This window comes from Rhodococcus opacus, from assembly GCF_012396235.1.
GTDB classification, from domain to species: Bacteria; Actinomycetota; Actinomycetes; order Mycobacteriales; family Mycobacteriaceae; genus Rhodococcus_F; species Rhodococcus_F opacus.
On the sequence record NZ_JAAXPA010000028.1, the window covers coordinates 53,161 to 76,843 of the forward strand.

Here is a 23,683-nt window from a genome sequence, read left to right on the forward strand (position 1 = left end):
GGGCGCGTCCGGCCTTACTCGGCCCGGCGACGCCGGCCACCGGTGCTCTGGCCGGTCCCGGATGCCGACTGCATGTTGGCCATGATCTCGGCGACGGACAGCCCGTTCGAGTGCGCACCCGACGGTTCGTCGTCCTCGGGCGCCCGACGGCGGCCCTGCCGCGCTTCGGGCTCTGCCTCAGCCTCTGCCTCTGCCTCTGAGTCGGGCTCGGGGACCGATTCGGGCTCGACCGGGGCGACAGGCTCCGGCTCGGGTGCCGGCCGGGTCTCGGCAACCGGCTCGGGCTCCGGTTCCGGTTCGACCTCGATCTCGGGTTCGGTCTGCCCGGCGTAGGCGGGTTCCACGATGGACGTCTCGGCGGTGACCGGATCGTCGTCCGGATTCGCGAAGTGGTGAGAAGACTGGGCGGAACCGCTCTGATGCCCGGCCCCGGCGGCATGCCCTGCTCCCGGGATGTACAGGCCCGACGCAGCCGGCTGATAGCTGCTGTACGACCCGCCTGCGAGTTCCTGCACACGCGTCGAATCCGCCCGCAGCGCAATCCGTTCGGTCGGCATCGCGCCGTCGAACAGGGCCTCGAGATTCTTGCGGAGCGACGCGAGTTCGGCACGCAGCGCGGCGAGTTCTTCGGCGTCGGCGCGCACGTCGCTGCGCACCCGCTTCTCGACGGTGAGCTCGTATTCGCGCCGTGCCGAGATCTCCCGCTCGAGCTGCAACTCATAGACGGTCTGCAGGTCGTTGACCTTCGCCTTGTCGAGCGCCGACTCGCGCCGGTACTTCGTCATGGCGATGGCACCGACCGTGGCAGCCCACAGCGCGGCGACCAGGCCCACTCGCAGGAGTTGGACGCTGTCGCTGAAGATCAGGAAGAGGGACGCGATCACCGCGAGGGCGAGCAACCCCGCAACGATCATCTGGCTCGCGCTGCGCTTGTTGCGGCGCGCAGACTTGAGGCGACCAGGATTCGTCATGGTGCCAGGGTACTTGGCCGCGAAGGGTGCACCGCGCATTCCGTCGGACCTGCGGCGATCCTCCATGTCCTCAATGCGCCGGCTCGTCCGAGGGGTCGTCGGGGGTGCGGCAGCAGTGTTCCAGCCACAGTGCCGCGCCGACGAGGGCCAGTGCGGCGACGAGGCCCACCCACGCGCCGGGAGTGTCCGAGCCCGCGGCCCGGAGCACCGAACGCTGCGGAAGCAGGTACAGCAGGAAGCCGCCCCACACCCCGGCCGTCGCGGCACCGACGAGCGCGGACGCCTTGGCTAGCGCCGCCACCCGGGCGGCGGTGATCGGGTGCAGCTGACGCGGTCCGTCGCCCACCTGATGGTTGCTGACCCGGGATCGCACCATGAACGCGAGCACGACCTCGATCAGCGCGACCGGATACAGCGACGCCCCGGCGTACACGGGAATCGGCGGAAACGAACCGTAGAACACACGGACCAGAATCCAGGTGGCGGCGACGGCGAGAGCGGCCAGGAACAGCAGATCCCAGATCCGGGTGGGTTTCATCGTGCCCGTCGGTTCCGGCTTCATCGCGACCGCCGGTCCAGAACGAGCTGCGTCCGGTGCACACCGGCGCGTTCCTCGTCGCCCAGCAGTGGCAGCAGCGCGTCCACCCGGGTCGTAGTCCCGTCGACCGGCAGCACGGCGTCGGGTTCGACGTCCAGCCACGGAATCAGCACGAAGGCACGCTCGTGCGCTCTCGGGTGCGGCAACGTCAGTTCCGGGTCGTCGCTGCGGACGTCGTCGCACGTGACGACGTCGACGTCGAGCGTGCGCGGGCCCCACCGTTCGATCCGCACCCGGTCGGCGGCAACCTCCAGTTCCTGCCCGCGCCGCAGCCAGCCGTAACCGTCGAGTGCGGGATCGTCGACGACGAGGACCGCGTTGAGGAAGTCCTGCTGCTCGACACCGCCCCACGGCGCCGTCGAATACACCGGAGAGACCGCCACGACCGCGTCGCCCAGACCGTCGAGAACGGACTGCAGATGGGCGAGGCTGTCGCCGACGTTCGACCCGATCGACAACACCGCGCGACTCATGGCCGCGACCTGTGCGCGACCACCGCGACGTCCGCGAAGGTCAGCGGGATCGGCGCGGACGGCTTGTGCAACACCACCTCGGTGCGCCGGACACGAGGGTCGGTCATCACCCCGTCCGCGATCTCCGCGGCGACGGTCTCGATGAGGTCCCGTGAGGGTCCCGCGACGATCGCGGCCGCGCGCTCGGCCAGTCCGCCGTAGTCGAGGGTGTCGTCGAGGTCGTCCGATGCGGCGGCGGGGGCGAGGTCCATCCAGACGGTGATGTCGACGTAGAAGTCCTGACCGTCCCGCTTCTCGTGTTCGAAGACGCCGTGATTGCCACGAACCTTCAAGCCGCGCAACTCGATTCGATCACTCACGTCCGGCTGCACCCTTTGCCCAGGCCTCGGCGACCGCGATGGCGTCGAGGGAACCCTGCGCGTCGTGCACGCGCACTCCCCACGCTCCGTGGGTGGCGGCGAGCGCCGAGACGACGGCGGTCGCGATCTCCCGGCCGGCGGGCGGGCGCGGTTCCCCGTCCGCATCCGCCAGCAGCGAACCCAGGAACCGCTTGCGGGACGCGCCGATCAGGACGGGGAATCCCAGCGCGTTGAACTCGGGCAGCGCCTTCAGCAGAGCCCAGTTGTGGTCGGCGTTCTTCGCGAATCCGAGACCCGGATCCAGCACCAGGGAACCCGGATCCACCCCGGCCTTCACGGCCAGGTCGACCTGGGTCATCAGTTCGTCCCGGACCTCACGGACCACGTCCTCGTAGTGGTCGGCGGTGCCGCGGTGCACGTAGTCGGCAGCCGAACGCCAGTGCATCAGGATCCACGGCACTCCGGCGTCCGCGACGACCGAGGCCATCGCCGCATCCGCACGGCCACCGGCGACGTCGTTGATGATCGACGCACCCGCCTCGATCGCGACCTCCGCGACCGACGCCCGCATCGTGTCCACGCTGACGCAGATGCCCTCGCCCACCAGGTCCGCGATCACAGGTGCGACGCGACCGGCTTCGACGTCGGGATCGACCCGCGCCGCGCCCGGCCGGGTGGACTCGCCGCCGACGTCGACGATGTCGACGCCGAGACGCTTCAGTTCCAGACCGCGCGCGAGCGCCGCGTCACGATCGAGGAAACGTCCGCCGTCGGAAAAGGAATCGGTGGTGACGTTCAGGACGCCCATCACCACGGTTCGGCCTGGCGCGGGCAACTCGATCACGGTCACTTCCGCAGAATAAGGTCCAGAGCCTCGGAACGTGAGGCCGCGCTGGACTGGAGCAGACCACGCACCGCGGAGGTGGTGGTACTCGCACCAGGCTTGCGGATCCCCCGCATCGCCATGCACAGGTGCTCGGCCTCGATGACCACGATCGCACCGCGCGGGTCCAGCTTGCGCATGACAGCGTCGGCGATCTGGCTGGTCAGACGCTCCTGCACCTGCGGACGCTTGGCGTACAGGTCGACCACGCGCGCCAGCTTCGACAGGCCGGTCACCTTGCCCGTCTTACCGGGGATGTACCCGACGTGGGCGACCCCGTGGAACGACACGAGATGGTGCTCACACGTGGAGTACAGCGGAATGTCGCGAACGAGCACCAGCTCCTGGTGCCCCTCGTCGAACGTCGTGTTCAGCACGGTGTCCGGGTCGGTGTAGAGGCCCGCGAAGACCTCGCGGTACGACCGCGCCACGCGGGCGGGCGTATCCCGGAGTCCGGGACGGTCCGGGTTTTCACCGATCGCGATCAGCAGTTCGCGCACCGCAGCTTCGGCACGCGGCTGATCGAACACCCGGCCTGTCTCGAGCGCCACGGGCTCACTACCGAGATGATTCACCGACAACCGAAACTCCTCCAGTACCGGGACCGATCGTCCCGAAGCAACAGCCTAGTGTCGGGCGGATCAGTTCGATCCGTCCGGTCCTTTCCAGGCCCTCGTCTGCGCGTCGTCGTCGCCGGTGCCACGCTGCTCGTGCGGTGGGTTCCACTGGTTCCCCGGACCCTGGTTTCCGGAGTACTGGCCCTCCGGATTCTGGTTGCCCGGATCGCGAGGCGGCCAGCCCGGAGCCGACCAACCCGCGGGGGCGCCGTAGTCCGGACGCGGCTGCGTCATCCCACCCTGCGGCCTGGCCGGTGCCGGCTGCGAGTAGCCGTTGGCGGGTGCCGGCTGCGGGTACTGCTGCTGCGGCGGAGCCTGCTGCGACTGCTGCTGGGCGAACACCGGCTCGGGCTGCTGGGGCCACGGCTCGCCGCGCTCGACCGCGAGTTCCCGCGGCGTCTTGACCGGCGGCTTGTCGGACGGGGTCCGGTGGCCGAAGTCGTTGAACGCGGTGATGCGCGGGCGCTTCTCGACGCTGTGGAAGATCTTCTCGAGATCCTTGCGGGTGAGCGTCTCGCGTTCGAGCAGCTCGGTGGCCAGGATGTCCAGCACGTCGCGGTATTCGTTGAGGATCGCCCACGCCTCGGTGTGCGCGGCCTCGATGAGGTTGCGGACCTCTTCGTCGATCTCGCGTGCGACCTCATGGGAGTAGTCGGACTGCTGACCCATCGACCGGCCCAGGAACGGGTCTCCGCCCTCCTGGCCGTACCGCACCGCACCCAGCTTCGCGCTCATGCCGTACTCGGTGACCATCGACCGCGCGATCTTCGTCGCCATGTCGATGTCGGAGGACGCACCGGTGGTCGGCTCGTGGAACACGAGTTCCTCGGCCGCGCGGCCACCCATCGCCATGACGAGGCGGGCGATCATCTCGGACCGTGTCATCAGGCCCTTGTCGTCCTCGGGCACCGTCATCGCGTGACCGCCGGTGCGGCCGCGGGCGAGGATGGTGACCTTGTAGACGGGCTCGATGTCGGGCATCGCCCACGCGGCGAGCGTGTGCCCACCCTCGTGGTACGCGGTGATCTTCTTCTCGTGCTCGCTGATGATGCGGCTCTTGCGGCGCGGGCCGCCGACGACACGGTCGACGGATTCCTCGAGCGCAGCCTCCGTGATGACGGTGCCGTTCTCGCGGGCGGTGAGCAGCGCGGCCTCGTTGATGACGTTGGCCAGATCGGCACCCGACATTCCGACGGTGCGCTTGGCCAGGCCTTCGAGGTCGGCGTGCTGGTCGATCGGCTTGCCCTGCGAGTGAACCTTCAGGATGGCGCGACGGCCGGCGAGATCCGGGGCGCCGACGGGGATCTGCCGGTCGAAGCGGCCCGGACGCAGCAACGCCGGGTCCAGGATATCGGGGCGGTTGGTGGCGGCGATGAGGATGACGCCGGTGCGGTCACCGAAACCGTCCATCTCGACCAGCAACTGGTTGAGGGTCTGCTCGCGCTCGTCGTGTCCGCCACCGAGGCCCGCGCCACGCTGGCGTCCGACGGCGTCGATCTCGTCGACGAAGATGATGCAGGGGCTGTTCTGCTTGGCCTGGTCGAACATGTCGCGCACACGGGACGCACCCACACCGACGAACATCTCGACGAAGTCCGAACCGGAGATCGTAAAGAACGGGACACCGGCCTCGCCTGCCACCGCGCGGGCGAGGAGGGTCTTACCGGTTCCGGGCGGCCCGTAGAGCAGCACACCGCGCGGGATCTTCGCTCCCAGCGACTGGTAGCGCATCGGGTTCTGCAGGAAGTCCTTGATCTCGTACAGCTCTTCGACGGCCTCGTCCGCACCCGCGACGTCGGCGAACGTGGTCTTCGGCATGTCCTTGTTGAGCTGCTTGGCCTTCGACTTGCCGAAGCCCATGACGCCGCCGCGACCACCGCCCTGCATGCGGCTCATCACGAAGAAGAAGATGCCGAGCAGGATCACCATCGGCAGGACGAACAACAGGATCGACGTGAGCCAGCTCTCCTGCGTGACCGTGGTGTTGTAGCTCTGCAGGCCCTTGTCGGAGATCTCGTTGAAGATCTGCTCGGACGCCGACGCCGGATACTTCGCGAGGATCTCGGTCTTGCCGTCGGTCGCGTCGTTGCCGTCCTTCAGCCACAGGCGGACCTGCTGCTCCCGGTCGTCGATCTGCGCCTTGTCGACGTTGTTCGCGTCGAGCTGCGCGATCGCCACGGAGGTGTCGACACCCTTGAATCCGCGCGTGTCGTTGCCGAAGTAGCTGAAGGCGTAGATCACCAGCAGGATGCCGGCAACTATCGCCAGGTTTCGAAACACAGTCTTACGGTTCATACAGGTCGGCCGAGATGGCCGGTCCTTTCGAGAGTGCGGGTCTTCCGGGTGCGCCTTCCGGCTGCCAACCGGACAAACCAGGTTACCGCGAAGGCACCCCGGCGACTCCAGGTAGCAGCCAACCGCCGTTGGGAGCGGTCTCTTTCTTTCAACGCATGCGATTGCCCATCGGTTCCCTCGGACTCGATCCGGGTCCGAATGTGCGGGAGTTCACCGCGCGGGCGCGACCCTCGGCCAGCCGCCGCCCACCCGCTCGATGTGAGCGGCCAGGGCCAGGATCCTGGCCTCTCCTCCGGGCGGTGCCGCGATCTGCACGGCCAGCGGTGTGCCCGAGTGTGAGTGCGTGCCGACGGGCACACTCGCCGCGGGCCACCCGACGAGATTCCACAGCGCACTGAACGGGGCGTACCGCACGTTGGCCACGATGTTCGACAGCCACGACCGCTCGCTCCACGTCGTCGCCGCGAGCGGCGGCTGCGCGAGAGCGGGTGTGATCACCACGTCGTAGTTCTCGAAGAATGCGCGCAGCGACTCTTCGAGCCTGCCCACCTGCTCGGGGCGGACGAACCGGCCCAGCGCGCGGCCCACCGCGACGTGCCTGCGGGTCCGCGGCTGCAGTAGCCGCAGATCGAGCCCCTTCGCGTCGGCGGCCGTTCCCGCGGTCCAGCGGGCGAGAACGGGAAGCAGGTTGACCGGGTACGGCAACGTCGCAGGCTCGACGTCATGGCCCGAGCCGGTCAGTTCCCTGCCCGCGCGCACGGCCGCATCCCGCCACTGCGGATCGACCGTGGCCAGGAATGTCGGCGACCCTGCCGCCACCGCGATCCGCAGTGGTTCCGACGCGCCGATCCGCGCGAGTTCGGGCCGGTCGGCGAGGACGGACAGCATGAGAGCGGCGTCGTCGACGGTCGTGGCGATGGGCCCGTTCTCGGCCATCCCGAACCACGAGGTGGCGCCGAGTTCGGACGGCACCACTCCCCTGCCCGGTTTGATACCGAACACTCCGCAGTTCGCGGAGGGGATGCGGATCGACCCCAGACCGTCGGTCCCGTGGGCCAGGGGCACCATCCCCGCGGCCACGGCGGCGGCCGCTCCCCCGGACGAACCCCCGCAGGTCCGCGACGGATTCCACGGATTGCGGGTGATGTGGCCGGGCGCGTCGGTGGTTCCCCACACCGCCAGCTCGGGGAGGGTGGTCAGGCCGACGACCACCGCTCCCGCCGCCCGCAGTCGCGCGACGACCGGGTGATCGGAAACCTTCGGTTCGGCACTGGTCGCACCCGATCCCTCGCGCATCGGCAGTCCGGCCACGGAAATGACGTCCTTGATCGCGACGGGCACTCCTGCCAGCGGAAGCGTGGACAGATCCGGCCGGCGAGAGAGGGCGAGGGCGTCGGCTCGGGCCTGTTCGGCGAGGACCGTGACGAACGCCTGAATCTTCGGTTCACGCTCGTCGATGGCCGCGAGCGCGGCCTCGACATGCTCCATCGGGCTCGAGACGCCCGAGCGAACCTGCTCGGCGACGACGACGGCTGAGGTGAACGGGGAGTCCCCCATCACCCGAGTATATGGTGCAGGGAAGCAGTCGTTTCGAGTATTCGCGCTGGATACAGTAGGTCTGCGGGGTTACCATTCGCTTGTCCCTGGATGGGACTCTTCACACCGCTCCAGACAACCTCGATGTGCCCAGAGAACCCGCCCAGTAGAACCCTCGATGTGCAATGACCAGAGGAAACGGGTCGGGCAGAGACGGATCGGCCGCTGGATCGGACTCTGCCGAACGGACCGTCGGAGTCACGAACTCCGAACACGAGAGCAGCGAAGCGACGGTCGCGGCCGGACCGTCGACGGTGGTTGCTGAGCAAACCATGTCCGCACGGACCATGACCGCCGAGCAGACCGCCGCCGCCGAACACACCGCGGCGGCCGAGCAAACCGCACCCGCCGAGCAAACCGCGGCCGCCGAACAGACCGCGGCCGCCGGTCCGACCGTGACCGCCCGCCAGCCGGACACGCTCATCACCACGCCGCCGGGCAATGCGGCGCTCGACGATGTCGAGGTCGGACAGCAGGTCGACGACTTCGATCTGCTGATGGGCCTGGGCAGCGGCGCGTTCGGCCGCGTGTTCCTGGCACGGCAGCGGTCGATGCAGCGACTCGTCGCGGTGAAGATCTCGCACGACAAGGGGAACGAGCCGCAGACCCTCGCCCAGCTCGACCACAACTACATCGTGCGCGTGTTCGACCAGCGGTTGCTCGAGGACCGCGAACTGCGCCTTCTCTACATGCAGTACCTGCCGGGCGGCACCCTGCTGCGGGTTCTGCGCCGCGTACGCGTCACCCCGGAACAGGACCGGACGGGCAGCCTGCTGCTGGATGTGGTCGACGAGGAGATGCGGGAGAAGGGCGAGATCAGGCCCACCGACTCGAGTGTGCGGGACGAAATCGCATCGCTGACCTGGCCGGAGACGATCGCGTGGCTGGGGCGGCGACTGGCGGACGCCCTCGACTACGCCGGCAAGCGCGGCGTCCTGCACCGCGACATCAAGCCCGCCAACATCCTGCTGACGGCCGAGGGGGTGCCGAAGCTCGCCGATTTCAACATCAGTTTCAGCGACACCGTCACTGGCGCGTCACCGCTCGCCTACTTCGGCGGATCCCTGGCCTACATGTCCCCCGAGCAACTCGAGGCGTGTCACCGCGGTATGCCCGGGACGGCGGCGGACCTCGACACCCGCAGCGACATCTTCGCGCTCGGCGTGATGTTGTGGGAGCTGATGTGCGGGCGGCGTCCGTTCGAGGACGAGGACGTGTCGAGCGAGTCGCTCGTCGCACTCGAAGCGATGCTGGACCGCCGCAGTCGCGACATCGACCCGGAGTTCCTCGACCAGTTGCCCTACGACTGCCCGCCGTCGCTGCGACGGGTACTCCTGACGTGTCTGGCACCGAAGCCGGAGGACCGGTGGTCGTCCGGTGCCGAACTGGCCCAGCAATTCGACCTGTGCCTGAATCCCCGGGCCCGCGACCTCGTCGATCCGCCGCCGAACAGTTGGCGCATGCGGCTGCGCCGCTTCGCGCTCCCGATTCTGGTGATCGGTATCGCGGTGCCGAACGCTCTCGCCGGCGCCTACAACTACCACCACAACAAGATGCTGATCATCAGCAATCTGACGCCGGAGGCCCAGCACTCGTTCGAATCGATCCAATTGGTGATCAATTCGATTGCGTTCCCGCTGGGCGCGATCATGCTGCTCTACTGGTGCCGATATCCGCTGCTCGTTCCGCGTGGTCTGCGCAAGGGGAAAACGTACGACCGCCAGACACTGGCCCGGGCCCGCACCGACACACTGCTGCTCGGCGACCGCGTCGTGCTGGTGGTGTTCGGGTTGTGGGTCATCGCGGGCATCGCCTATCCGATTTCCCTGCAACTCGCGGCGGGGAACGTTCCGCCGGGCGCGTACGTGCACTTCATCGCATCACTGATCGTGTGCGGTGCCGTGTCGGTGGCGTACCCGTTCTTCGTGGTCGCGTTCTTCGCGGTGCGCTGTATCTACCCGACCCTGCTGCCGCAGGACATCGCCAGCAGCGCCGACGCGCACAAACTGCGGGGCCTCGACCGCCGGAGCACGCTGTATCTCGCGGTGGCCGCTTCGGTTCCGCTGGCCGGTGTGGCCGGGGTGACGTTCCTGTCGCCCGACGAGATCACGCTCGTGATCATCGCGGTCCGCATCCTGTGCGTCGGCGGCATCTTCGCGTTCGTCGGCGTGTACTGGCTGTTCCGGCAACTGGAGCAGGACCTACGGGCGCTGGAGCTCGCCGTGTCGCACGAACCCGTCCGCTGACGAGCAGCGCGGAGATCAGCCGCCGTAGACGGAAGGCTCGAGGGTCCCGATGTACGGCAGGTCGCGGTACCGCTCGGCGTAGTCGAGGCCGTACCCGACGACGAATTCGTTGGGGATGTCGAAGCCCACGTTCGCGACGTTGACGTCGACCTTGATGGCGTCGGGCTTGCGCAGCAGCGTGACGACCTCGAGGGACGCCGGGTTGCGGCTCGACAGGTTGCGCATCAGCCAGGACAGCGTCAGACCGGAGTCGATGATGTCCTCGACGATCAGCACGTGCCGGCCGGCGATGTCCTTGTCGAGGTCCTTGAGGATGCGCACGACGCCGGAGGACGACGTCGACGACCCGTAGGAGCTGACGGCCATGAACTCCATCTGGGTGGGGATGGGGAGGGCCCGCGCGAAGTCGGTCATGAAGAAGATGGCGCCCTTGAGGACACCCACCAGGAGCAGATCCCCTTCCGGGGCGCCCTCCGGGTAGCGCTTGGCGATCTCCTCGGCCAGTTCGACGGTACGTCGACGAATCTCGTCCTCGGAGATCAGTACCGATGCGATGTCGCCTTCGTACACGCGATCAAACCCTTCGTCGGTCGTCCAATCCGACGTTCAGCCTGCCACGTCGTCGGCGGACCACCAACCTCGCGTCCGGTGTTCCGCCCCCGATCGCCACCTGTCCCTGTCCCCGCCACCGTGCGACGAGGTCGTCCACGGCCCGCAGTTGCGTGTCTCCGAGACCGCGCGCACCGGCCGCGAGTAGCCAGCTGCGCAGCACCCGCCTGCGGACGGGTGGCGCCGACAGAACGAGCACGGCCGCGTCGATTTCGCCGTTCACCACGACTTTCGCCTCGGCGTCGGCGGCCATCGCGTCGAGGACCGCCCCTTCCTCACGCAGGTGTTCCCCGGTGCGGGCGAGGGCCCCGGCGACGCCGCCGCCCAGGACGTCCTCGAGCAGCGGCAGCACCTCGGTGCGCAGCCGCACCCGCACGAAGTCGGGTGAGGCGTTGTGCGGATCCTCGTGCGGGCTGAGTCCCAATTCCGCGCAGGCCTGCCGGGTCACAGCGCGTTTCACGTCCAGCAGCGGTCGCCCCCACGGGCTGTCGTACGCGCTCATCCCCCAGATGGATCGACCCCCCGAACCGCGCGACAACCCCAGCAACACCGTTTCGGCCTGGTCGTCGAGGGTGTGTCCCAACAGCACCGGGCGGGTTCCGCGCGCCGCGTCGAGGGCGCGGTAACGGGCCTGCCGGGCCGCCGCCTCGAGCCCGCCCGACCCGGTCACATCGACGGGAAGCACCTCGGCGGACGCGCAGCCGAGCGCTCGGGCACGGGCCGCGGCCTCGTCGGCCACGTCGGCCGATCCCGGCTGCAGCCGATGGTCGACGACGAGGGCGCACACCGAACGCGCCTCCGCGGCGGCCGCCGCGGTCAGCGCCAGTGAGTCGGCACCACCCGACAACCCGACCGCGATCTCGCCGTCCGGGGCGTGCGCCGCGATCCAGCGCCGCACGGCGTGACGAACCTCGAGGATCGCCGGCTCCTCGGGAAGCAGCGTCACCGGCTCAGCCCTTCTCGAATCAGCCCAGTACCCGGGACACCCAGGCGTCCGGCGCGTCGATCTCCGCGAGCCGGGGCAACGTGTCGGGGCCGGTCCACACGACGTTGAACCGGTCCATCCCGACCTTGTCCACGACGGCGTCGACGAACGCCTTGCCGCGCACGTATTGCGCCATCTTGGCGTCCATCCCGAGCAGCGCCCGGATGAGACGCTGCACCGGGTTGCTCTTGCGGCGGCGCCGCTGATCGAACGCGGCCCGGATGGCGGCCACCGACGGCACGACCGCGGGTCCGACGGCGTCCATCACGTGGTCCGCATGTCCCTCGAGGAGGGTGCCGAGCACCAGCAGACGGTCGAGTGCCTCGCGTTGCGGCTCCGCCTGGGTGGCGCGCAGCAGTCCGACGATGCCGCCCGGTGCGCCCGACTCGTCCGGCTCTGGGCGCCCGCGGTCGCGCAGCGCGGAGGACAACCGGCCGACCATGTCGGTGACGGACTCGTCCTCGGCGGATCCGAGGGTCTCCACCGACTCCTGCATGTAGCCGGTGAGCCACGGTGACGACGAGAACTGCACCCGGTGCGTCACCTCGTGGAGGCACACCCAGAGCCGGAAGTCGCTGGGCCGCACCCGCAACGTGCGCTCGACGGACACCACGTTGGGCGCCACCAGCAGCAGGGTTCCGTTGTCGCCGGTGAACGGGTCGTACTGGCCGAGGATCGCCGAAGACAGGTACGCGAGCATCGCCCCGGCCTGAAGGCCCGCCGGCTTGCCGAGCAGCATGCCGGGAGCGGCGTCGCCGCCGGTGAGTTGCGACATCGAATGCGCGGCGGCGTGGATCCACCCGGCCCGGTCGAGGATCTGGGCGGTCGGCACCGGAAGTCCGTCGGCGAGGCCGGTGACTTCCCGGACGGGCAGTTCCGCGCGCATCGACGCGTCGGCCAGTTCCGCGACCACGGTTTCGGCCGTGTACCGCGACGTCACCGGTCCGCTGCGCGCGAGCTTCACCCCCGTCCTGGCTGCGAGCTTCCAGTCGACGGCACCACTGAAGGCGTTTCCTTCGGCGGCCATCACTGGCACCCGCACGTGCGGAGCGCAGCGGCAAGTGCGTCGAGTGCGGGACGGCTGACCTCCGGCGGGCGGTCGTTGGACATCAGCGCGAACGTGAGCACCCGCCCGTTCTGGTCCACCACGTAGCCGGCGAGCGCGCTGGCCGTGGACAGGGTGCCGGTCTTCGCCCGCACCCACCCGGCGCCCGTGCGGTTCCCCGACGCGTAGCGGTCGGACAGGCTGCCCGTGGCGCCGGCCACCGGCAGGTAGTCGAGCATCGGCCGCAGGGCGGGATTGCCCTCGCCCGCGGCCGCCGTGAGGACCTGGTCGAGTGTGTGCGGCGCGATGCGGTCGTCGACGGACAACCCGCTCGCGTCGTGCAGGGTGAATCCCGACAGATCGAATCCGGCCGCGGTCAGCGTCTGGCCGATGGTCGCGACGGCGCCCTTGAACGATGCTTCCGCACCGGCATTCATGGCAACCTCCCGCCCGATCGCTTCGGCAAGCACATTGTCCGAGTGTTCCATCATCTGCCGCAACCGGTCGCGCAGCGGCGCGGACTGCACACTCGCCACGGTAGCCGCACCGGGCGCCGCGACCCCCGACGTGACCGCCGACGGGGCGACGCCGAGCGCACCGGCGAGCGTCCGTCCGGCGTCGAGCGCGGGTGTCGAACTGCGCGGCGACTCGTCCACGAGCGGGTCGGCCCGTCCGCCGTCGATCATGATCGGTTCGGTGGGGGTGATGAATCCGGCGCCGACGTCCGTCGGGAACCATCCCTGCGCCATGGTGTCGCCCGAGTAGATGCTGGTGTCGACCACGATGCTCGTCACCTGGATGCCCGCGTTCCGGACCTGATCGACCAGTTGCGAGATGTGCGCCGCACCCGGGTAGTAGCCGTTCTCCCCGACCGGCTTCGCGGTGAGAGTGGGATCACCACCGGCCACGAGGACGATCTCGCCGGGAGTCGCGCCGTGCACCACCTTCGTCGTCACCCGACGGTCGGGCGGTAGCGCCAGCAGCGCGGATCCCGCGGTGAGGACCTTGGTGGTCGACGCCGGGGTCATCGGGGTCTGCGGGTTGACGCTCCACAGGACCTGACCGGTGACCGCGTCGGCGACCGTTCCGCTGAACGTGCCGAGGTCGGGGTTGGCGGCGGCCGGACCGACCGCGGCGGCGATCCCCTGCGCCGTCGGCATCGGCGCGTCGTCCGGCACTGGCGTGACCTGCGGGGCCGCCGTGATCGGTGCCGGTTCGGGCGCGATCGTCAGTTCACCGCGGCCCGCCGACGCGTTGTGCGCGGTCACCGCGACCACCAGAACAGCCGCCATCGCGAGCACCACGACGACGACCGACGCGAACAGAATTCGCATGTTCCGACGGTGGCGTCCCGCCAACGAGCCCATCTTCTTCTTTCCCTGGCCCGGCAACGCGCCTCCGTCTTCACTGTGATTCGTGGGTGGTCAGACAACCAACCTTATCCTCGACCCGATATCCTCTCCCCGAATCATCATCGACACGACAGCGAGGAATCGGCGTGGAGTTCGACGTCACCATCGAGATCCCCAAGGGTCAGCGAAACAAGTACGAGGTCGACCACGTGACCGGTCGCGTGAAGCTGGACCGCTACCTCTACACCGCGTTCGGCTACCCGGCCGACTACGGCTTCATCGAGAACACCCTCGGCGAGGACGGCGATCCGCTGGACGCGCTGGTCCTGCTCCCCGAGTCCGTGTTCCCCGGCGTCATCGTCGAGGCACGTCCCGTCGGCATGTTCAAGATGGTCGACGAGGCCGGCGGCGACGACAAGGTGCTGTGTGTGCCGGCCGGCGACCCGCGGTGGGACCACATCCAGGACATCGGCGACGTCCCGCAGTTCGAGCTGGACGCCATCAAGCACTTCTTCGTCCACTACAAGGACCTCGAGCCAGGCAAGCACGTCGAGGCAGCCGACTGGGTCGGGCTCGCCGAGGCGAAGGCCGAGGTCGAGGCTTCGCTCAAGCGTCTGAAGGACAACGGCGGGCACTGAGCTGGCGGCGAATCGTCTGGCACTGAGCCGGCGGCGAATCGTCTGGCACTGAACCTCTCGACGTTCACGGTAGCGGCGTCCATCCCCCGCGGGGGTGGGCGCCGTTGTCGTCTCTCACTCCTCCGTTTCTCCCCGCGCTGCGGCCTGGAGTCCGGACTCGCTGCGGAGCGGTACTTCCTTCCACAGCACGGTGAGGACGAAGGCGACGACGGCGAGCATCGACACGCTGAGGAAGACGGATCCGATGGCGTCCGCGAATCCTTCCCGGAAGGGCAGGGCCAGCACGTCGTCGAGTTTCCCGATCACCGAACTGTCCGTGAGGACTCCGCTGACGCCGGCGTGGTCGGGGGTGAGCATTCCCTGGCCCATGGCGGCCTCCGCGGGGTCGTTGCTCTGGGCGGCCGCCACGACGGCTCGACGGAAGTCGGATGTGCCTGCGGCGGCCGTCACCCGCTCGCCGATGGCCGGGGTGAGGCGGGAGAAGAGGATCGACAGGAAGATCGCGACGCCGGCGGTGCCGCCGATCTGCCGGAAGAACGTGGCCGCTCCGGTCGACACCCCCATGTCCTGTGGGGGCAGCGCGTTCTGAATGGCGAGGGTGAGGGGCTGCATCAGGTTTCCGAGACCGAGTCCGAGGATCAGCATGAACACCATGACGACGGGCATCGGGGTGTCGGCGGCCAGCGTGTGCAGCAGGAACGCGCCGACCGCGATCAGGGCGGTGCCCAGGATCGGGAAGTACCGGTACCGTCCGGTCCGCGAGATCATCTGACCGCTGACCACCGAGCCGGCCATGAGTCCGAGGACCATCGGCAGGATCTGGAACCCGGCGAGGGTGGGGCTCGAGCCCTTCACCACCTGCAGGTACTGGGGTAGCAGGGTGATGCCGCCGAACATGACGGCGCCCACGACGAGGCTGATCACGACGCCGAGCGCGAAGGTGCTGTTGCGGAAGAAGCGCATCGGGATGAGTGCGTCATCCTTCATCGCCAGTTCCACCGCCACGAAGGCGAGCACGCCGATGACGCCGATCACGTAACACGCCAACGACTTCGAACTTCCCCATCCCCAGCTGTGCCCCTGTTCGGCGACGACGAGCAACGGCACCACGCCGACCGCGAGGGCGATCGCACCCCACCAGTCGATCCGCCGGCTTCCGCTCGGTCGTCGCGGCAGGTGCAGCACCCGGGACACGACCGTGAGCGCGACGAGTCCCACCGGCACGTTGACGAGGAAAACCCAACGCCAGCCGTCGATTCCGAGGAGCTGGTCCTGTCCGGCGAACACTCCGCCGAGGACCGGCCCGAGGACGCTGGACGTGCCGAACACGGCCAGGAAGTAGCCCTGGTACCTGGCCCGTTCACGCGGGGAGACGATGTCGCCGATGATGGTGAGCGCCAACGAGAACAGACCGCCGGCGCCGAGTCCCTGGACCGCACGGAAGGCCGCGAGCATGTACATCGACGTCGAGAACGTGCACAGGACCGAGCCGATCACGAACACCGTGATCGCGAACATGAAGAACGGCTTGCGGCCGTAGATGTCGGACAGTTTGCCGTAGAGCGGCGTCGCCAGGGTGGCGGTGACGAGGTATGCGGTGGTTGCCCACGCCTGCAGCGAGTATCCGTCGAGGTCGTCGGCGATGGTGCGGATCGCCGTCGCCACGATCGTCTGGTCGAGCGCGGCGAGGAACATGCCGAGCATCAACCCGCTGAGTACAGCCAGGATCTGCCGGTGGGTATAAGCCACCGGCGTTTCGACCGAATTCGACACTGTTTCCTCGCTGCGCTGTCGTTTACTTGTAGTCGGCAAGTATGCGAGCGCAGCGAGGTTTCGGGCAACTGATGGACTGAGCTTTACCTGCGGATAAGGCTCTGCGACCGGCTATTCGCCCGTGAATTCAGGGGCGCGCTTCTCGAAGACGGCAGTGATCGCCTCGGTCAGGTCCTGCGACGGCAGGAACGCGGCGTTCCATGCGGCGACGTAGCGCAGGCTGTCGTCGACGGCGGCCGCGCGGGAGTGGTCGAGGACGTCCTTGATGCCATGGACGACGAGCGGCGGGTTCGCCGCGATCTCGGCCGCGGTGTCGTGCGCGGCGACGAGGACGGCGTCGGCGTCCGCGAAGACGCCATTGACGAGACCGATCTTCTCGGCGCGCCCGGAGTCGATGTCCTTGCCGGTGAGCGCGAGTTCCCGCAGATGACCGTCGCCGATGATGGCGGGCAGTCTGGCGAAGCTGCCCATGTCGGCGACGATCGCGACCTTGACCTCACGGATGCTGAACTTCGCGTCGGTGCTGGCGTACCGGATGTCGCACGCGGAGATCAGGTCGACGCCACCGCCGATGCACCAGCCCTGGATGGCCGCGACCACCGGTTTGCGGCAGTCGGCGACCGCGTTGATGCCGGACTGCATCCGCTTGATCATGTCGTGGAACGCGGTACGCGGGCCGGCCTGCGCCTTGTCGGCGAGGACGGAACCGAAGCTGCCGCTCATGGCGGGCAGGTCGAGACCGAAGGAGAAGTTCTTGCCGGAGCCGGCGATCACCACGGCCCGCACGTCCGGATCGGTGTCGAGTTCACCGAAGATCTCGGGGAGCTCGCTCCAGAAATCCGGGCCCATCGCGTTGCCCTTTCCGGGTCCGATGAGCGTCACCTGCGCGACGTGATCCTTGCGCTCGACGGTGAACGCATTCCAGGTCTTCTGTTCGGTCATTACTCAAGAGTAACCACCGCTCTTCGACGTCACGCGAAATACCCTGGAGGTCTCTGCACCGTCTTGTGAACGGACGGCCGCCATGACGCACCGGACGATCCCGGCCGGCGACGCCGTAGTCGTCGGCGCCGGAATGGGGGGACTGCTTGCCGCGGCGGCTCTCGCCGGAACGTTCCGGAGCGTCGTCGTCCTCGACCGCGACATCCTGCCCGACACGGCGACCGCGCGCAGGTGCGTGCCGCAGGCCCGGCACGTGCACGCCCTTCTCGCCGGCGGGCAGGCCGCGATGGAGGACCTCCTCCCGGGGTTCGCGTCCGAGCTCCTGGCCCTCGGCGCCACCGCGGGCGACGCGCTGGGCGACATCCGGTGGATCGTCGACGGACACCGGATGGCCCGCGAGATCAGTGGGGTCCCCGGCATTCTCGCGAGCAGACCGCTCGTCGAGTGGCAGATGCGCAGGCGGGTCGAGGCGCTGCCGAATGTGCGAATACTGGACCGTTCCGACGTCACGGGTCTCACCGTCGACGGCGGGCGGGTGACCGGCGTGACCGTGCAGCACCGCGGCGGCGTCCCACCGGAGGTCGTCGGGACCGATCTCGTCGTGGACTCGTCCGGCCGCAGTTCGCAGACTGTCGCCCGGCTCGGCGAGCTGGGTTTCGCGCCGCCGGCCGAGTCGCAGCTGGCCGTGGACGTCAGCTACGCGACGAGGCACTTCCGGCTCGACCCGCCGCATCTGGACGGGGATTCCGGCATCGGGATGGCGCCGGGACCGTCCAGTCCGCGCAGCGGATTCATGGGCGTGCAGGAGAACGGCACCTGGATCGTCACTCTCGCCGGGTACGGGGACGATGTGCCGCCGCTGGATCCGGACGGCTTCCTCGACTTCGTGAAGTCGTTCCCCGCCCCGGACATGTACGAGGCACTGCGCACGGCCGAGCCGGTGGACGACGGGGTGCGTTACCGGATCCCGACGACCGTCCGGCGGCACTATTCCGCGGACGATCTGCCGTCGAATTATCTGCCGTTCGCGGACGCCATCTGCTCGTTCAACCCGATCTACGGCCAGGGCATGAGCGTCGCCGCGGTGGAGGCGACGATCCTGCGGGACTGCCTGCGGTCGGGGCGCGCGCATCTCGCTCACCGGTTCCTCCGCGGGGCGAACCGGTGTATCGATGCCGCGTGGACGCTCACCGTCGACAACGACCTCCGGATCCCGGCCGTACCCGGTCGGCGGTCGGCGCGGGTGCGGTTGGTCAATGCGTACACGTCCCGGCTCGATCGGGCGGCGTCCGTCGACCCGGCCGTGGGGTCCGCGTTCCTCCGGGTGACGCATCTTCTCGACCGTCCGGGGACGCTGCTCCGGCCGGCGACGGTGTTGCGGGTTCTGCTTGCGTCCCGCTGACGGACGACCGCGAGATTACCTGTATGTTGACGTCACAGATACCTGGAGGATCTGCGCCGCCACGAGAGGAAATCCGTGCTCGACATCGCCTGGAACCCGACGCTGAACACGCTGACCCGCAACGCCTGGCGACTGTCCTTCGGCGGCGGAATCGCACCGGTCCAGCGAACCCCGTCGACGCGCATCCACGAGGCGCCCCATCAGGACCTGTACCGGTTCGACAGCACCGAGACCGACGGCGGCCGACCCGTCCTCCTCGTGCCCCCGCTCGCGGCGCCCGCACACTGCTTCGACCTCCGGCCGGGCCAGAGCCTGGCCGCGCACCTCGTCGGTTCGGGCAAGGCGGCGTATCTCGTCGACTACGGCACGATGGGCTACTCCGACCGCGGCCTGGGGTTCGAGGACTGGATCGACGACTTCATCCCGGCGGCGGTCGACCGCGTGTCCCGACTCCACGACGGTGCACCCGTCGACCTGATCGGCTGGAGCCTCGGGGGAACGATGTCGCTGCTCACGGCCGCGGGCCGGAACTATCTGCCGATCGGTTCGGTGACGGCGATCGGCACGCCGATCGACTACGAGTCGGTGACCATGATCGCGCCGCTGCGGATGGTCGGCCGGTTCACCGGCGACCGCCCCCTCACCACCGCGACGCGGGCGATGGGCGGACTGCCCGCGCCGCTGGTCCAGGCGAGCTACCGTTTCACGGCACTTCAGCGCGAGCTCACCAAGCCGTGGTTCATCGCCAGGAACCTGCACGACACCGAGACCCTGGCACGCATGGAGTCCATCGACCGGTTCATGGCCGACATGCCGGGTTATCCCGCGCGGTTCTTCCGCCAGGTCTGCACCGAGCTGATCCTCGGGAACGCGCTCGCCGCGGGGAGTTTCCAGACCCGGAACGGCGCGATCGCGCTGGCCGATCTCGCGGTGCCGGTTCTCGCGATCGGTGGCACCGAGGACGTCATCGCGCCGATCCCTTCGGTCCGGGCGGCGACGGACGTGCTCACCGGTTCTCCGTCGGTGCGGTTCGAGTCCGCGCCGGGCAGCCACCTCGGGCTCGTCGCGGGCCCGAAGGCCAAGGACTCCACGTGGGCCCACATCGACGGCTTCCTCGACGGGGTCGTCGCGCAGACCGCCTGAGATCAGGTCAGTCCGGCCCTGGCGACGGCGCCCGCGAACAGCGCGGTGACCGCGGCGCCCATCGTCGACTGATCCACTTCCTCGGGGTCGACGGAGTGTTCGAGCACGAGGCCGGAGATGAGGGCCATCAGCGAGATGGCCGTGGTGCGGACGTCGAACGTGTCGTCGACCCCCCACTCCCGCGCGCGCTCGCCGATCAATTCGACGAGCCTTCCCCGCAATTGCCGCCGCTCCCGCAGGTAGGCCTGGGCGATCTGCGGGTCGCGTGCGGCGAGCACACCGAATTCGAGCACCAGCAGTGACCAGCCCGGTTCGCGCACCATCCACGACGCGACGGCCTCGCCCCCTTTGCCCGCGGCGTCCGAGGGGTTCATGCCGGCGATCTCGGCGAGGACCCGTCCCGCCAGTTCGAGTGAGCGCGCCGCGAAGAGCTCGGCGAACAGGTCCTGCTTCGACTCGAAGTTCGAATAGACCGCCCCCTTGGTGAACCCCGCCCGGCGGGCCACCTCGGCGAGCCGGGCCGCGCTGAAGCCCCGTTCCGCGAATTCCTCCGCCGCCGCGTCGAGGAGGCGCTGACGCACGACATCACGACCGGGACGCGTCGTGGGCGCCCATTCGGTGTGACGACTGTCCCGTTGACGATCTTCAGTCACGATACCTAGGGTATTCAATACCCACGGTATTGACAAGGATCGAGGACGTCCGATGACCATGACCGACAGCGAATCCCCCACCCCGGCTCCCGTGCACCACGACAGTCCGGTGTCGAAGTACGGCGCGCCCAAGGTGATGGTCGCGCTGGTCTTCGGCGTTCTGCTCCTCCAACTCGGCTTCATCCTCAGCTACGTGGCCGCGTTCCATCAGCCCACGCCCCGCGACATCGAGATCGGTGTCGTCGCAGCGGAGGGACTGCCCGCAGGCACGGACGAGCAGGTCGCCGACCGGCTCGACGCGATCGACGGCAGGCCGCTGCGCGCCCGTGTCGTCTCGGACACCGCGGAAGCCCGGCGGCTCCTCCACGACCGCGAGATCCAGGGCGCGTTCGTCATGAATCCCGTCGGCCCCGACACCCTGATCACCGCGAGCGCAGGCGGCAGCTCCATCTCCAGCGCGCTCGAATCGGTCTTCACCCAGGTGGAGAACAGTCAGGGTCGCCAGTTCACGCTCCGCGACGAAATTCCGGTCGGCGTGCACGACAACCGCGGACTCTCCGGCTTCTATCTGGCGGTCGGCTGGGTGGTCGGCGGCTACCTGCTCGCGGCGGCGATCGGCCTGTTCATCGGCGCCCCGCGAACCCTGCGTCAGGCGTCCGCTCACACGGCTGTCCTGTTCGGGTACGCCGTGCTGTCCGGCGCCCTCGGCGCCCTGATCGCCACTCACGTGCTCGGCACGTTCGCAGGACACTGGTTCCCGCTGTGGCTACTCGGAACAGGCGTCGTCTTCGGCACCGCCGTGTTCACGCTGGGGTTGCGCGCCTCGGTCGGCATCCTCGCCGTCCCCCTCGCGATCGCCGTCTTCGTCATTCTGGGCAATCCCAGCGCCGGCGGGGCGTTCGGTTCGAACGTCATCCCCGCCTTCTACGCGGCCATCGGACGCTGGATCACCCCGGGCGCCGGCACCGAGGGAATTCGCAGCATCGTGTACTTCGACGACGTGGGGCTGGGACAGCCCGCGCTCGCCCTCGCGCTCTACTCGGCGGTCGGGCTCGGACTGCTGTTCGGGTTCACCGCCCGGCGCCTCCGGAAGCCGGAATCGACTACGCCCCGTTCCGATGTCGTGTCGGACGACGCTTCTTGATGTCGTACCGGGGGAATGGACCTACTCTTGGTTCATGCCGACGCCCCTGCACCCCCACGCCGCGCATGTCGCCGAGACTCTGATCGCGCGAGGGCACCATGGGGTGATCGTGACCCAGCCCGACTCCACCCACTCCGCGGCCGAGGCGGCGGAGTCTCTGGGGGTCGATATCGGGGCCATCACCAAGTCGCTGGTGTTCCTCCTGGACGACGACCCGATCCTGCTCCTCGTGTCGGGGGCGCACGAGGTGGATCTGACGAACACGGGCAAACGACTGCAGGGAAATCTGACCCGGGCGCCCCTCGACATGGTTCGGATCGCCACCGGCCAGCCGATCGGGGGTATCGCGCCGCTCGGACATCCCACGAACCTTCCGACGTACGTCGACAACGCCCTGTCGGAGTACGCGGAACTGTGGGCGGCCGCCGGGCACCCGGACACGGTCTTCCGCACGTCGTTCTCGGAGTTGGTGCGGATCACCGCGGGTCTGGCGATCGACGTCGACTGAATCCCAGGCTGTTCACGCCCCTATAGTTGACGTCAGATCTCGTGAACGAGAATGACACAGTGCCCGCACGGGCCGACCCGGAGAATGATTTGTCCGACAGAGCCGAGAACGCCGAAACCGTCGATGGTTCGGACCTCCCCCGCGACCATCGACTCGCCCCCGGAATCTGCGCCGAGGATTACCGCGCAGCACTGCGTCGACACCCGGCGGGCGTCACCATCGTGACCCTCGATTCGGGGTCCGGCCCGGTCGGCTTCACGGCGTCCTCGTTCTCCTCGGTCTCACTGGACCCGCCGTTGGTGTCGTTCAACATCGCGAACACCTCCTCCAGCATCGATGCACTTCATTCCGCGGATTCGCTGGTGATCCACCTGCTCGGGGAACACCAGCAGCACCTGGCTCAGCGCTTCTCCCGAAGCGCCGACCAGCGGTTCGCCGACGAGTCGCTCTGGGCGCGACTCGACACCGGCGAACCGGTCCTCCACGGAACTCCCAGCTGGTTGCGGGTCATCGTGGACCAGCTGATTCCCGTCGGCGATCACACGCTCGTCATCGGCCTCGTCACCCGCGTCCATGCCGAGGCAGACGACGATTCCGCCTCGGCTCCCCTGCTGTACCACGAGGGCCGGTACTACCGGCCCACTCCGCTCGGTTCAGCGAACAACGGCAACTGATCTGGTCAGGATGCCAGTACCCGCTCGCGGAGGGGGAGGTCGAAACGACGCAGTGCTTCGTCGACGGCGGCGGCGGAGGTGACGAGACCTCGCTCCTCCAGCCACGGGAGCGTGCCGTCGACGAGCTGCTCCAGAACCCTGGGCAGCGACAGCGGCAGCACGGTCACACCGTCGGCGACGCCGGCCGCCTGGATGTCGGCGATGAGCCCGGCGAGGCCGACCGGAGTTCCGATGTACTGCAACGACACCGGAGCACGCGGTGCATCCAGTGCGCTGTCGAGGAGGGCCAGCTCCTTGCGCGCGGCGCGGGCCTCTCCGGCAATGAGCACCTCGAGGTCCACCAGGACGGTGACGCTGTCGGGGTCGCGACCGTCGGCGACGAGTTCGGCGCGGATCCGCGCGCGTTCCTGCTGCGCCTCACGCAGATCGGACGCCCGGATCCGGACGACGTTCGGCGGGAACGACGTGAGGTCGAGCTGATCCGTCGAGTCTGCGGTCAGGTCCACCCAGTAGTCCGCGCCGTTGATCGGCCGGGTGCCCGGGGCACCCTCGGCCGCCGGGTGATGGCCGGAACCGGTCAGTTCGACGGCGACGCGAAGGGGACGGGATACGAAGGCATTGTCTCGAGACATAGGGGTTCCTCGGGAATGACGTGTGAATGAAACGGAGCTGGAAGAACGGTCAGCTCGAACACATACCCGAGGCGGTTCGGCACAGATCGACATGCCGACGGCACCAGTGAGCAATCATTGTGCTCCCAGCCTGCGATGCCATGTG

24 protein-coding genes are annotated in these 23,683 nt (G+C 68.6%); 7 read left to right on the forward strand and 17 right to left on the reverse strand.

Going from position 1 to position 23,683, the window contains the following annotated elements:
* Window positions 1–14: 14 nt before the first annotated feature.
* The 8 genes from HGB39_RS29340 to HGB39_RS29375 form a co-directional block, all read right to left on the reverse strand.
* Window positions 15–971, reverse strand: coding sequence for a DUF6779 domain-containing protein (locus tag HGB39_RS29340; RefSeq protein ID WP_182623544.1), 957 nt, complete (start codon window positions 969–971; stop codon window positions 15–17).
* 70 nt (window positions 972–1,041) lie between these two features.
* On the reverse strand, window positions 1,042–1,509 hold the full coding sequence (locus HGB39_RS29345; RefSeq protein ID WP_182624050.1) for a DUF3180 domain-containing protein: 468 nt from the start codon (window positions 1,507–1,509) through the stop codon (window positions 1,042–1,044).
* 20 nt (window positions 1,510–1,529) lie between these two features.
* Window positions 1,530–2,042 (reverse strand): 2-amino-4-hydroxy-6-hydroxymethyldihydropteridine diphosphokinase, encoded by a 513-nt coding sequence (gene folK, locus HGB39_RS29350; protein ID WP_005574769.1) that lies wholly within the window; start codon window positions 2,040–2,042, stop codon window positions 1,530–1,532.
* Window positions 2,039–2,401: a dihydroneopterin aldolase gene (gene folB / locus HGB39_RS29355; RefSeq protein WP_005262144.1), complete on the reverse strand. Its 363-nt coding sequence runs from the start codon at window positions 2,399–2,401 to the stop codon at window positions 2,039–2,041. The genes folK and folB overlap by 4 nt, the downstream gene beginning before the upstream one ends.
* Complete coding sequence (folP, locus tag HGB39_RS29360; RefSeq protein ID WP_005262143.1) at window positions 2,394–3,251, reverse strand: dihydropteroate synthase; 858 nt, start codon at window positions 3,249–3,251, stop codon at window positions 2,394–2,396. The genes folB and folP overlap by 8 nt, the downstream gene beginning before the upstream one ends.
* Window positions 3,248–3,865: a GTP cyclohydrolase I FolE gene (gene folE, locus HGB39_RS29365; protein WP_025431746.1), complete on the reverse strand. Its 618-nt coding sequence runs from the start codon at window positions 3,863–3,865 to the stop codon at window positions 3,248–3,250. Before folE ends, folP begins: the two co-directional genes overlap by 4 nt.
* A 60-nt stretch (window positions 3,866–3,925) precedes the next feature.
* Window positions 3,926–6,196 carry an ATP-dependent zinc metalloprotease FtsH gene (ftsH, locus tag HGB39_RS29370; protein ID WP_005574768.1) on the reverse strand — a complete coding sequence of 757 codons (2,271 nt, stop codon included), beginning with the start codon at window positions 6,194–6,196 and terminating at the stop codon, window positions 3,926–3,928.
* A gap of 210 nt (window positions 6,197–6,406) precedes the next feature.
* A complete protein-coding gene (locus HGB39_RS29375; protein ID WP_005574765.1) occupies window positions 6,407–7,753 on the reverse strand; it encodes an amidase in 1,347 nt (448 codons plus the stop codon).
* Between the two features lie 164 nt (window positions 7,754–7,917).
* Here HGB39_RS29375 and HGB39_RS29380 point away from each other — a divergent pair, with 164 nt between their 5' ends.
* Window positions 7,918–10,038, forward strand: a complete 2,121-nt coding sequence (locus tag HGB39_RS29380; protein WP_005574764.1) for a serine/threonine-protein kinase — start codon at window positions 7,918–7,920, stop codon at window positions 10,036–10,038.
* Window positions 10,039–10,053: 15 nt separating this feature from the next.
* On the opposite strand, the gene hpt is transcribed toward HGB39_RS29380, so the two are convergent.
* Genes hpt through dacB form a run of 4 tightly spaced genes read right to left on the reverse strand, consistent with a single transcriptional unit; the run spans window position 10,054 to window position 14,044 of the window.
* Window positions 10,054–10,608: a hypoxanthine phosphoribosyltransferase gene (hpt, locus tag HGB39_RS29385; RefSeq protein ID WP_005244976.1), complete on the reverse strand. Its 555-nt coding sequence runs from the start codon at window positions 10,606–10,608 to the stop codon at window positions 10,054–10,056.
* Window positions 10,609–10,612: 4 nt separating this feature from the next.
* Window positions 10,613–11,593 carry a tRNA lysidine(34) synthetase TilS gene (tilS, locus tag HGB39_RS29390; RefSeq protein ID WP_064079915.1) on the reverse strand — a complete coding sequence of 327 codons (981 nt, stop codon included), beginning with the start codon at window positions 11,591–11,593 and terminating at the stop codon, window positions 10,613–10,615.
* A gap of 19 nt (window positions 11,594–11,612) precedes the next feature.
* On the reverse strand, window positions 11,613–12,659 hold the full coding sequence (locus HGB39_RS29395) for an Rv3626c family coenzyme F420 biosynthesis-associated protein (protein WP_005560664.1): 1,047 nt from the start codon (window positions 12,657–12,659) through the stop codon (window positions 11,613–11,615).
* Complete coding sequence (gene dacB, locus HGB39_RS29400; RefSeq protein ID WP_043786905.1) at window positions 12,659–14,044, reverse strand: D-alanyl-D-alanine carboxypeptidase/D-alanyl-D-alanine endopeptidase; 1,386 nt, start codon at window positions 14,042–14,044, stop codon at window positions 12,659–12,661. Before dacB ends, HGB39_RS29395 begins: the two co-directional genes overlap by 1 nt.
* Window positions 14,045–14,175: 131 nt before the next feature.
* Between dacB and HGB39_RS29405 the strand changes: the two genes are divergently transcribed.
* Window positions 14,176–14,667 (forward strand): inorganic diphosphatase, encoded by a 492-nt coding sequence (locus HGB39_RS29405; RefSeq protein WP_005244982.1) that lies wholly within the window; start codon window positions 14,176–14,178, stop codon window positions 14,665–14,667.
* Window positions 14,668–14,781: 114 nt separating this feature from the next.
* Here HGB39_RS29405 and HGB39_RS29410 read toward each other — a convergent pair whose 3' ends face one another.
* Window positions 14,782–16,440: an MDR family MFS transporter gene (locus tag HGB39_RS29410; RefSeq protein WP_064079916.1), complete on the reverse strand. Its 1,659-nt coding sequence runs from the start codon at window positions 16,438–16,440 to the stop codon at window positions 14,782–14,784.
* Window positions 16,441–16,551: 111 nt separating this feature from the next.
* Complete coding sequence (locus HGB39_RS29415; RefSeq protein WP_005262125.1) at window positions 16,552–17,382, reverse strand: crotonase/enoyl-CoA hydratase family protein; 831 nt, start codon at window positions 17,380–17,382, stop codon at window positions 16,552–16,554.
* An 82-nt stretch (window positions 17,383–17,464) separates the two neighbouring features.
* Between HGB39_RS29415 and HGB39_RS29420 the strand changes: the two genes are divergently transcribed.
* On the forward strand, window positions 17,465–18,784 hold the full coding sequence (locus HGB39_RS29420) for a hypothetical protein (RefSeq protein WP_005570977.1): 1,320 nt from the start codon (window positions 17,465–17,467) through the stop codon (window positions 18,782–18,784).
* A gap of 75 nt (window positions 18,785–18,859) precedes the next feature.
* Window positions 18,860–19,927: an alpha/beta fold hydrolase gene (locus HGB39_RS29425; RefSeq protein WP_005570976.1), complete on the forward strand. Its 1,068-nt coding sequence runs from the start codon at window positions 18,860–18,862 to the stop codon at window positions 19,925–19,927.
* A gap of 2 nt (window positions 19,928–19,929) precedes the next feature.
* On the opposite strand, the gene HGB39_RS29430 is transcribed toward HGB39_RS29425, so the two are convergent.
* Window positions 19,930–20,640: a TetR/AcrR family transcriptional regulator gene (locus HGB39_RS29430; protein WP_206032034.1), complete on the reverse strand. Its 711-nt coding sequence runs from the start codon at window positions 20,638–20,640 to the stop codon at window positions 19,930–19,932.
* Between HGB39_RS29430 and HGB39_RS29435 the strand changes: the two genes are divergently transcribed.
* The 3 genes from HGB39_RS29435 (at window position 20,633) to HGB39_RS29445 (ending at window position 22,906) form a co-directional block, all read left to right on the forward strand.
* Window positions 20,633–21,724 (forward strand): ABC-2 transporter permease, encoded by a 1,092-nt coding sequence (locus HGB39_RS29435; RefSeq protein WP_005570974.1) that lies wholly within the window; start codon window positions 20,633–20,635, stop codon window positions 21,722–21,724. The two genes, HGB39_RS29430 and HGB39_RS29435, sit on opposite strands and share 8 nt — an antisense overlap.
* 34 nt (window positions 21,725–21,758) lie before the next feature.
* The gene (locus tag HGB39_RS29440) at window positions 21,759–22,232 is read left to right on the forward strand and encodes a YbaK/EbsC family protein (protein WP_005570973.1); all 474 of its coding nucleotides are present in this window, start codon (window positions 21,759–21,761) and stop codon (window positions 22,230–22,232) included.
* Window positions 22,233–22,396: 164 nt separating this feature from the next.
* The gene (locus tag HGB39_RS29445) at window positions 22,397–22,906 is read left to right on the forward strand and encodes a flavin reductase family protein (RefSeq protein WP_337460066.1); all 510 of its coding nucleotides are present in this window, start codon (window positions 22,397–22,399) and stop codon (window positions 22,904–22,906) included.
* Window positions 22,907–22,911: 5 nt separating this feature from the next.
* Here HGB39_RS29445 and HGB39_RS29450 read toward each other — a convergent pair whose 3' ends face one another.
* A complete protein-coding gene (locus HGB39_RS29450) occupies window positions 22,912–23,538 on the reverse strand; it encodes an LLM class oxidoreductase (RefSeq protein WP_005570970.1) in 627 nt (208 codons plus the stop codon).
* Window positions 23,539–23,587: 49 nt separating this feature from the next.
* The gene (locus HGB39_RS40340; protein ID WP_368680942.1) at window positions 23,588–23,680 is read right to left on the reverse strand and encodes a putative leader peptide; all 93 of its coding nucleotides are present in this window, start codon (window positions 23,678–23,680) and stop codon (window positions 23,588–23,590) included.
* Between the last annotated feature and the right edge of the window lie 3 nt (window positions 23,681–23,683).

Coding starts and splice junctions, on each gene's coding strand:
- HGB39_RS29340 (WP_182623544.1), bottom strand. CDS start 971: ATGACGAATCCTGGTCGCCTCAAGTCTGCGCGCCGCAACAAGCGCAGC.
- HGB39_RS29345 (WP_182624050.1), bottom strand. CDS start 1,509: ATGAAACCCACCCGGATCTGGGATCTGCTGTTCCTGGCCGCTCTCGCC.
- folK (WP_005574769.1), bottom strand. CDS start 2,042: ATGAGTCGCGCGGTGTTGTCGATCGGGTCGAACGTCGGCGACAGCCTC.
- ftsH (WP_005574768.1), bottom strand. CDS start 6,196: ATGAACCGTAAGACTGTGTTTCGAAACCTGGCGATAGTTGCCGGCATC.
- HGB39_RS29375 (WP_005574765.1), bottom strand. CDS start 7,753: ATGGGGGACTCCCCGTTCACCTCAGCCGTCGTCGTCGCCGAGCAGGTT.
- HGB39_RS29380 (WP_005574764.1), top strand. CDS start 7,918: ATGACCAGAGGAAACGGGTCGGGCAGAGACGGATCGGCCGCTGGATCG.
- HGB39_RS29395 (WP_005560664.1), bottom strand. CDS start 12,659: ATGGCCGCCGAAGGAAACGCCTTCAGTGGTGCCGTCGACTGGAAGCTC.
- dacB (WP_043786905.1), bottom strand. CDS start 14,044: ATGGGCTCGTTGGCGGGACGCCACCGTCGGAACATGCGAATTCTGTTC.
- HGB39_RS29415 (WP_005262125.1), bottom strand. CDS start 17,382: ATGACCGAACAGAAGACCTGGAATGCGTTCACCGTCGAGCGCAAGGAT.
- HGB39_RS29420 (WP_005570977.1), top strand. CDS start 17,465: ATGACGCACCGGACGATCCCGGCCGGCGACGCCGTAGTCGTCGGCGCC.
- HGB39_RS29435 (WP_005570974.1), top strand. CDS start 20,633: ATGACCATGACCGACAGCGAATCCCCCACCCCGGCTCCCGTGCACCAC.
- HGB39_RS29430 (WP_206032034.1), bottom strand. CDS start 20,640: ATGGTCATCGGACGTCCTCGATCCTTGTCAATACCGTGGGTATTGAAT.
- HGB39_RS29440 (WP_005570973.1), top strand. CDS start 21,759: ATGCCGACGCCCCTGCACCCCCACGCCGCGCATGTCGCCGAGACTCTG.
- HGB39_RS29450 (WP_005570970.1), bottom strand. CDS start 23,538: ATGTCTCGAGACAATGCCTTCGTATCCCGTCCCCTTCGCGTCGCCGTC.
- HGB39_RS40340 (WP_368680942.1), bottom strand. CDS start 23,680: ATGGCATCGCAGGCTGGGAGCACAATGATTGCTCACTGGTGCCGTCGG.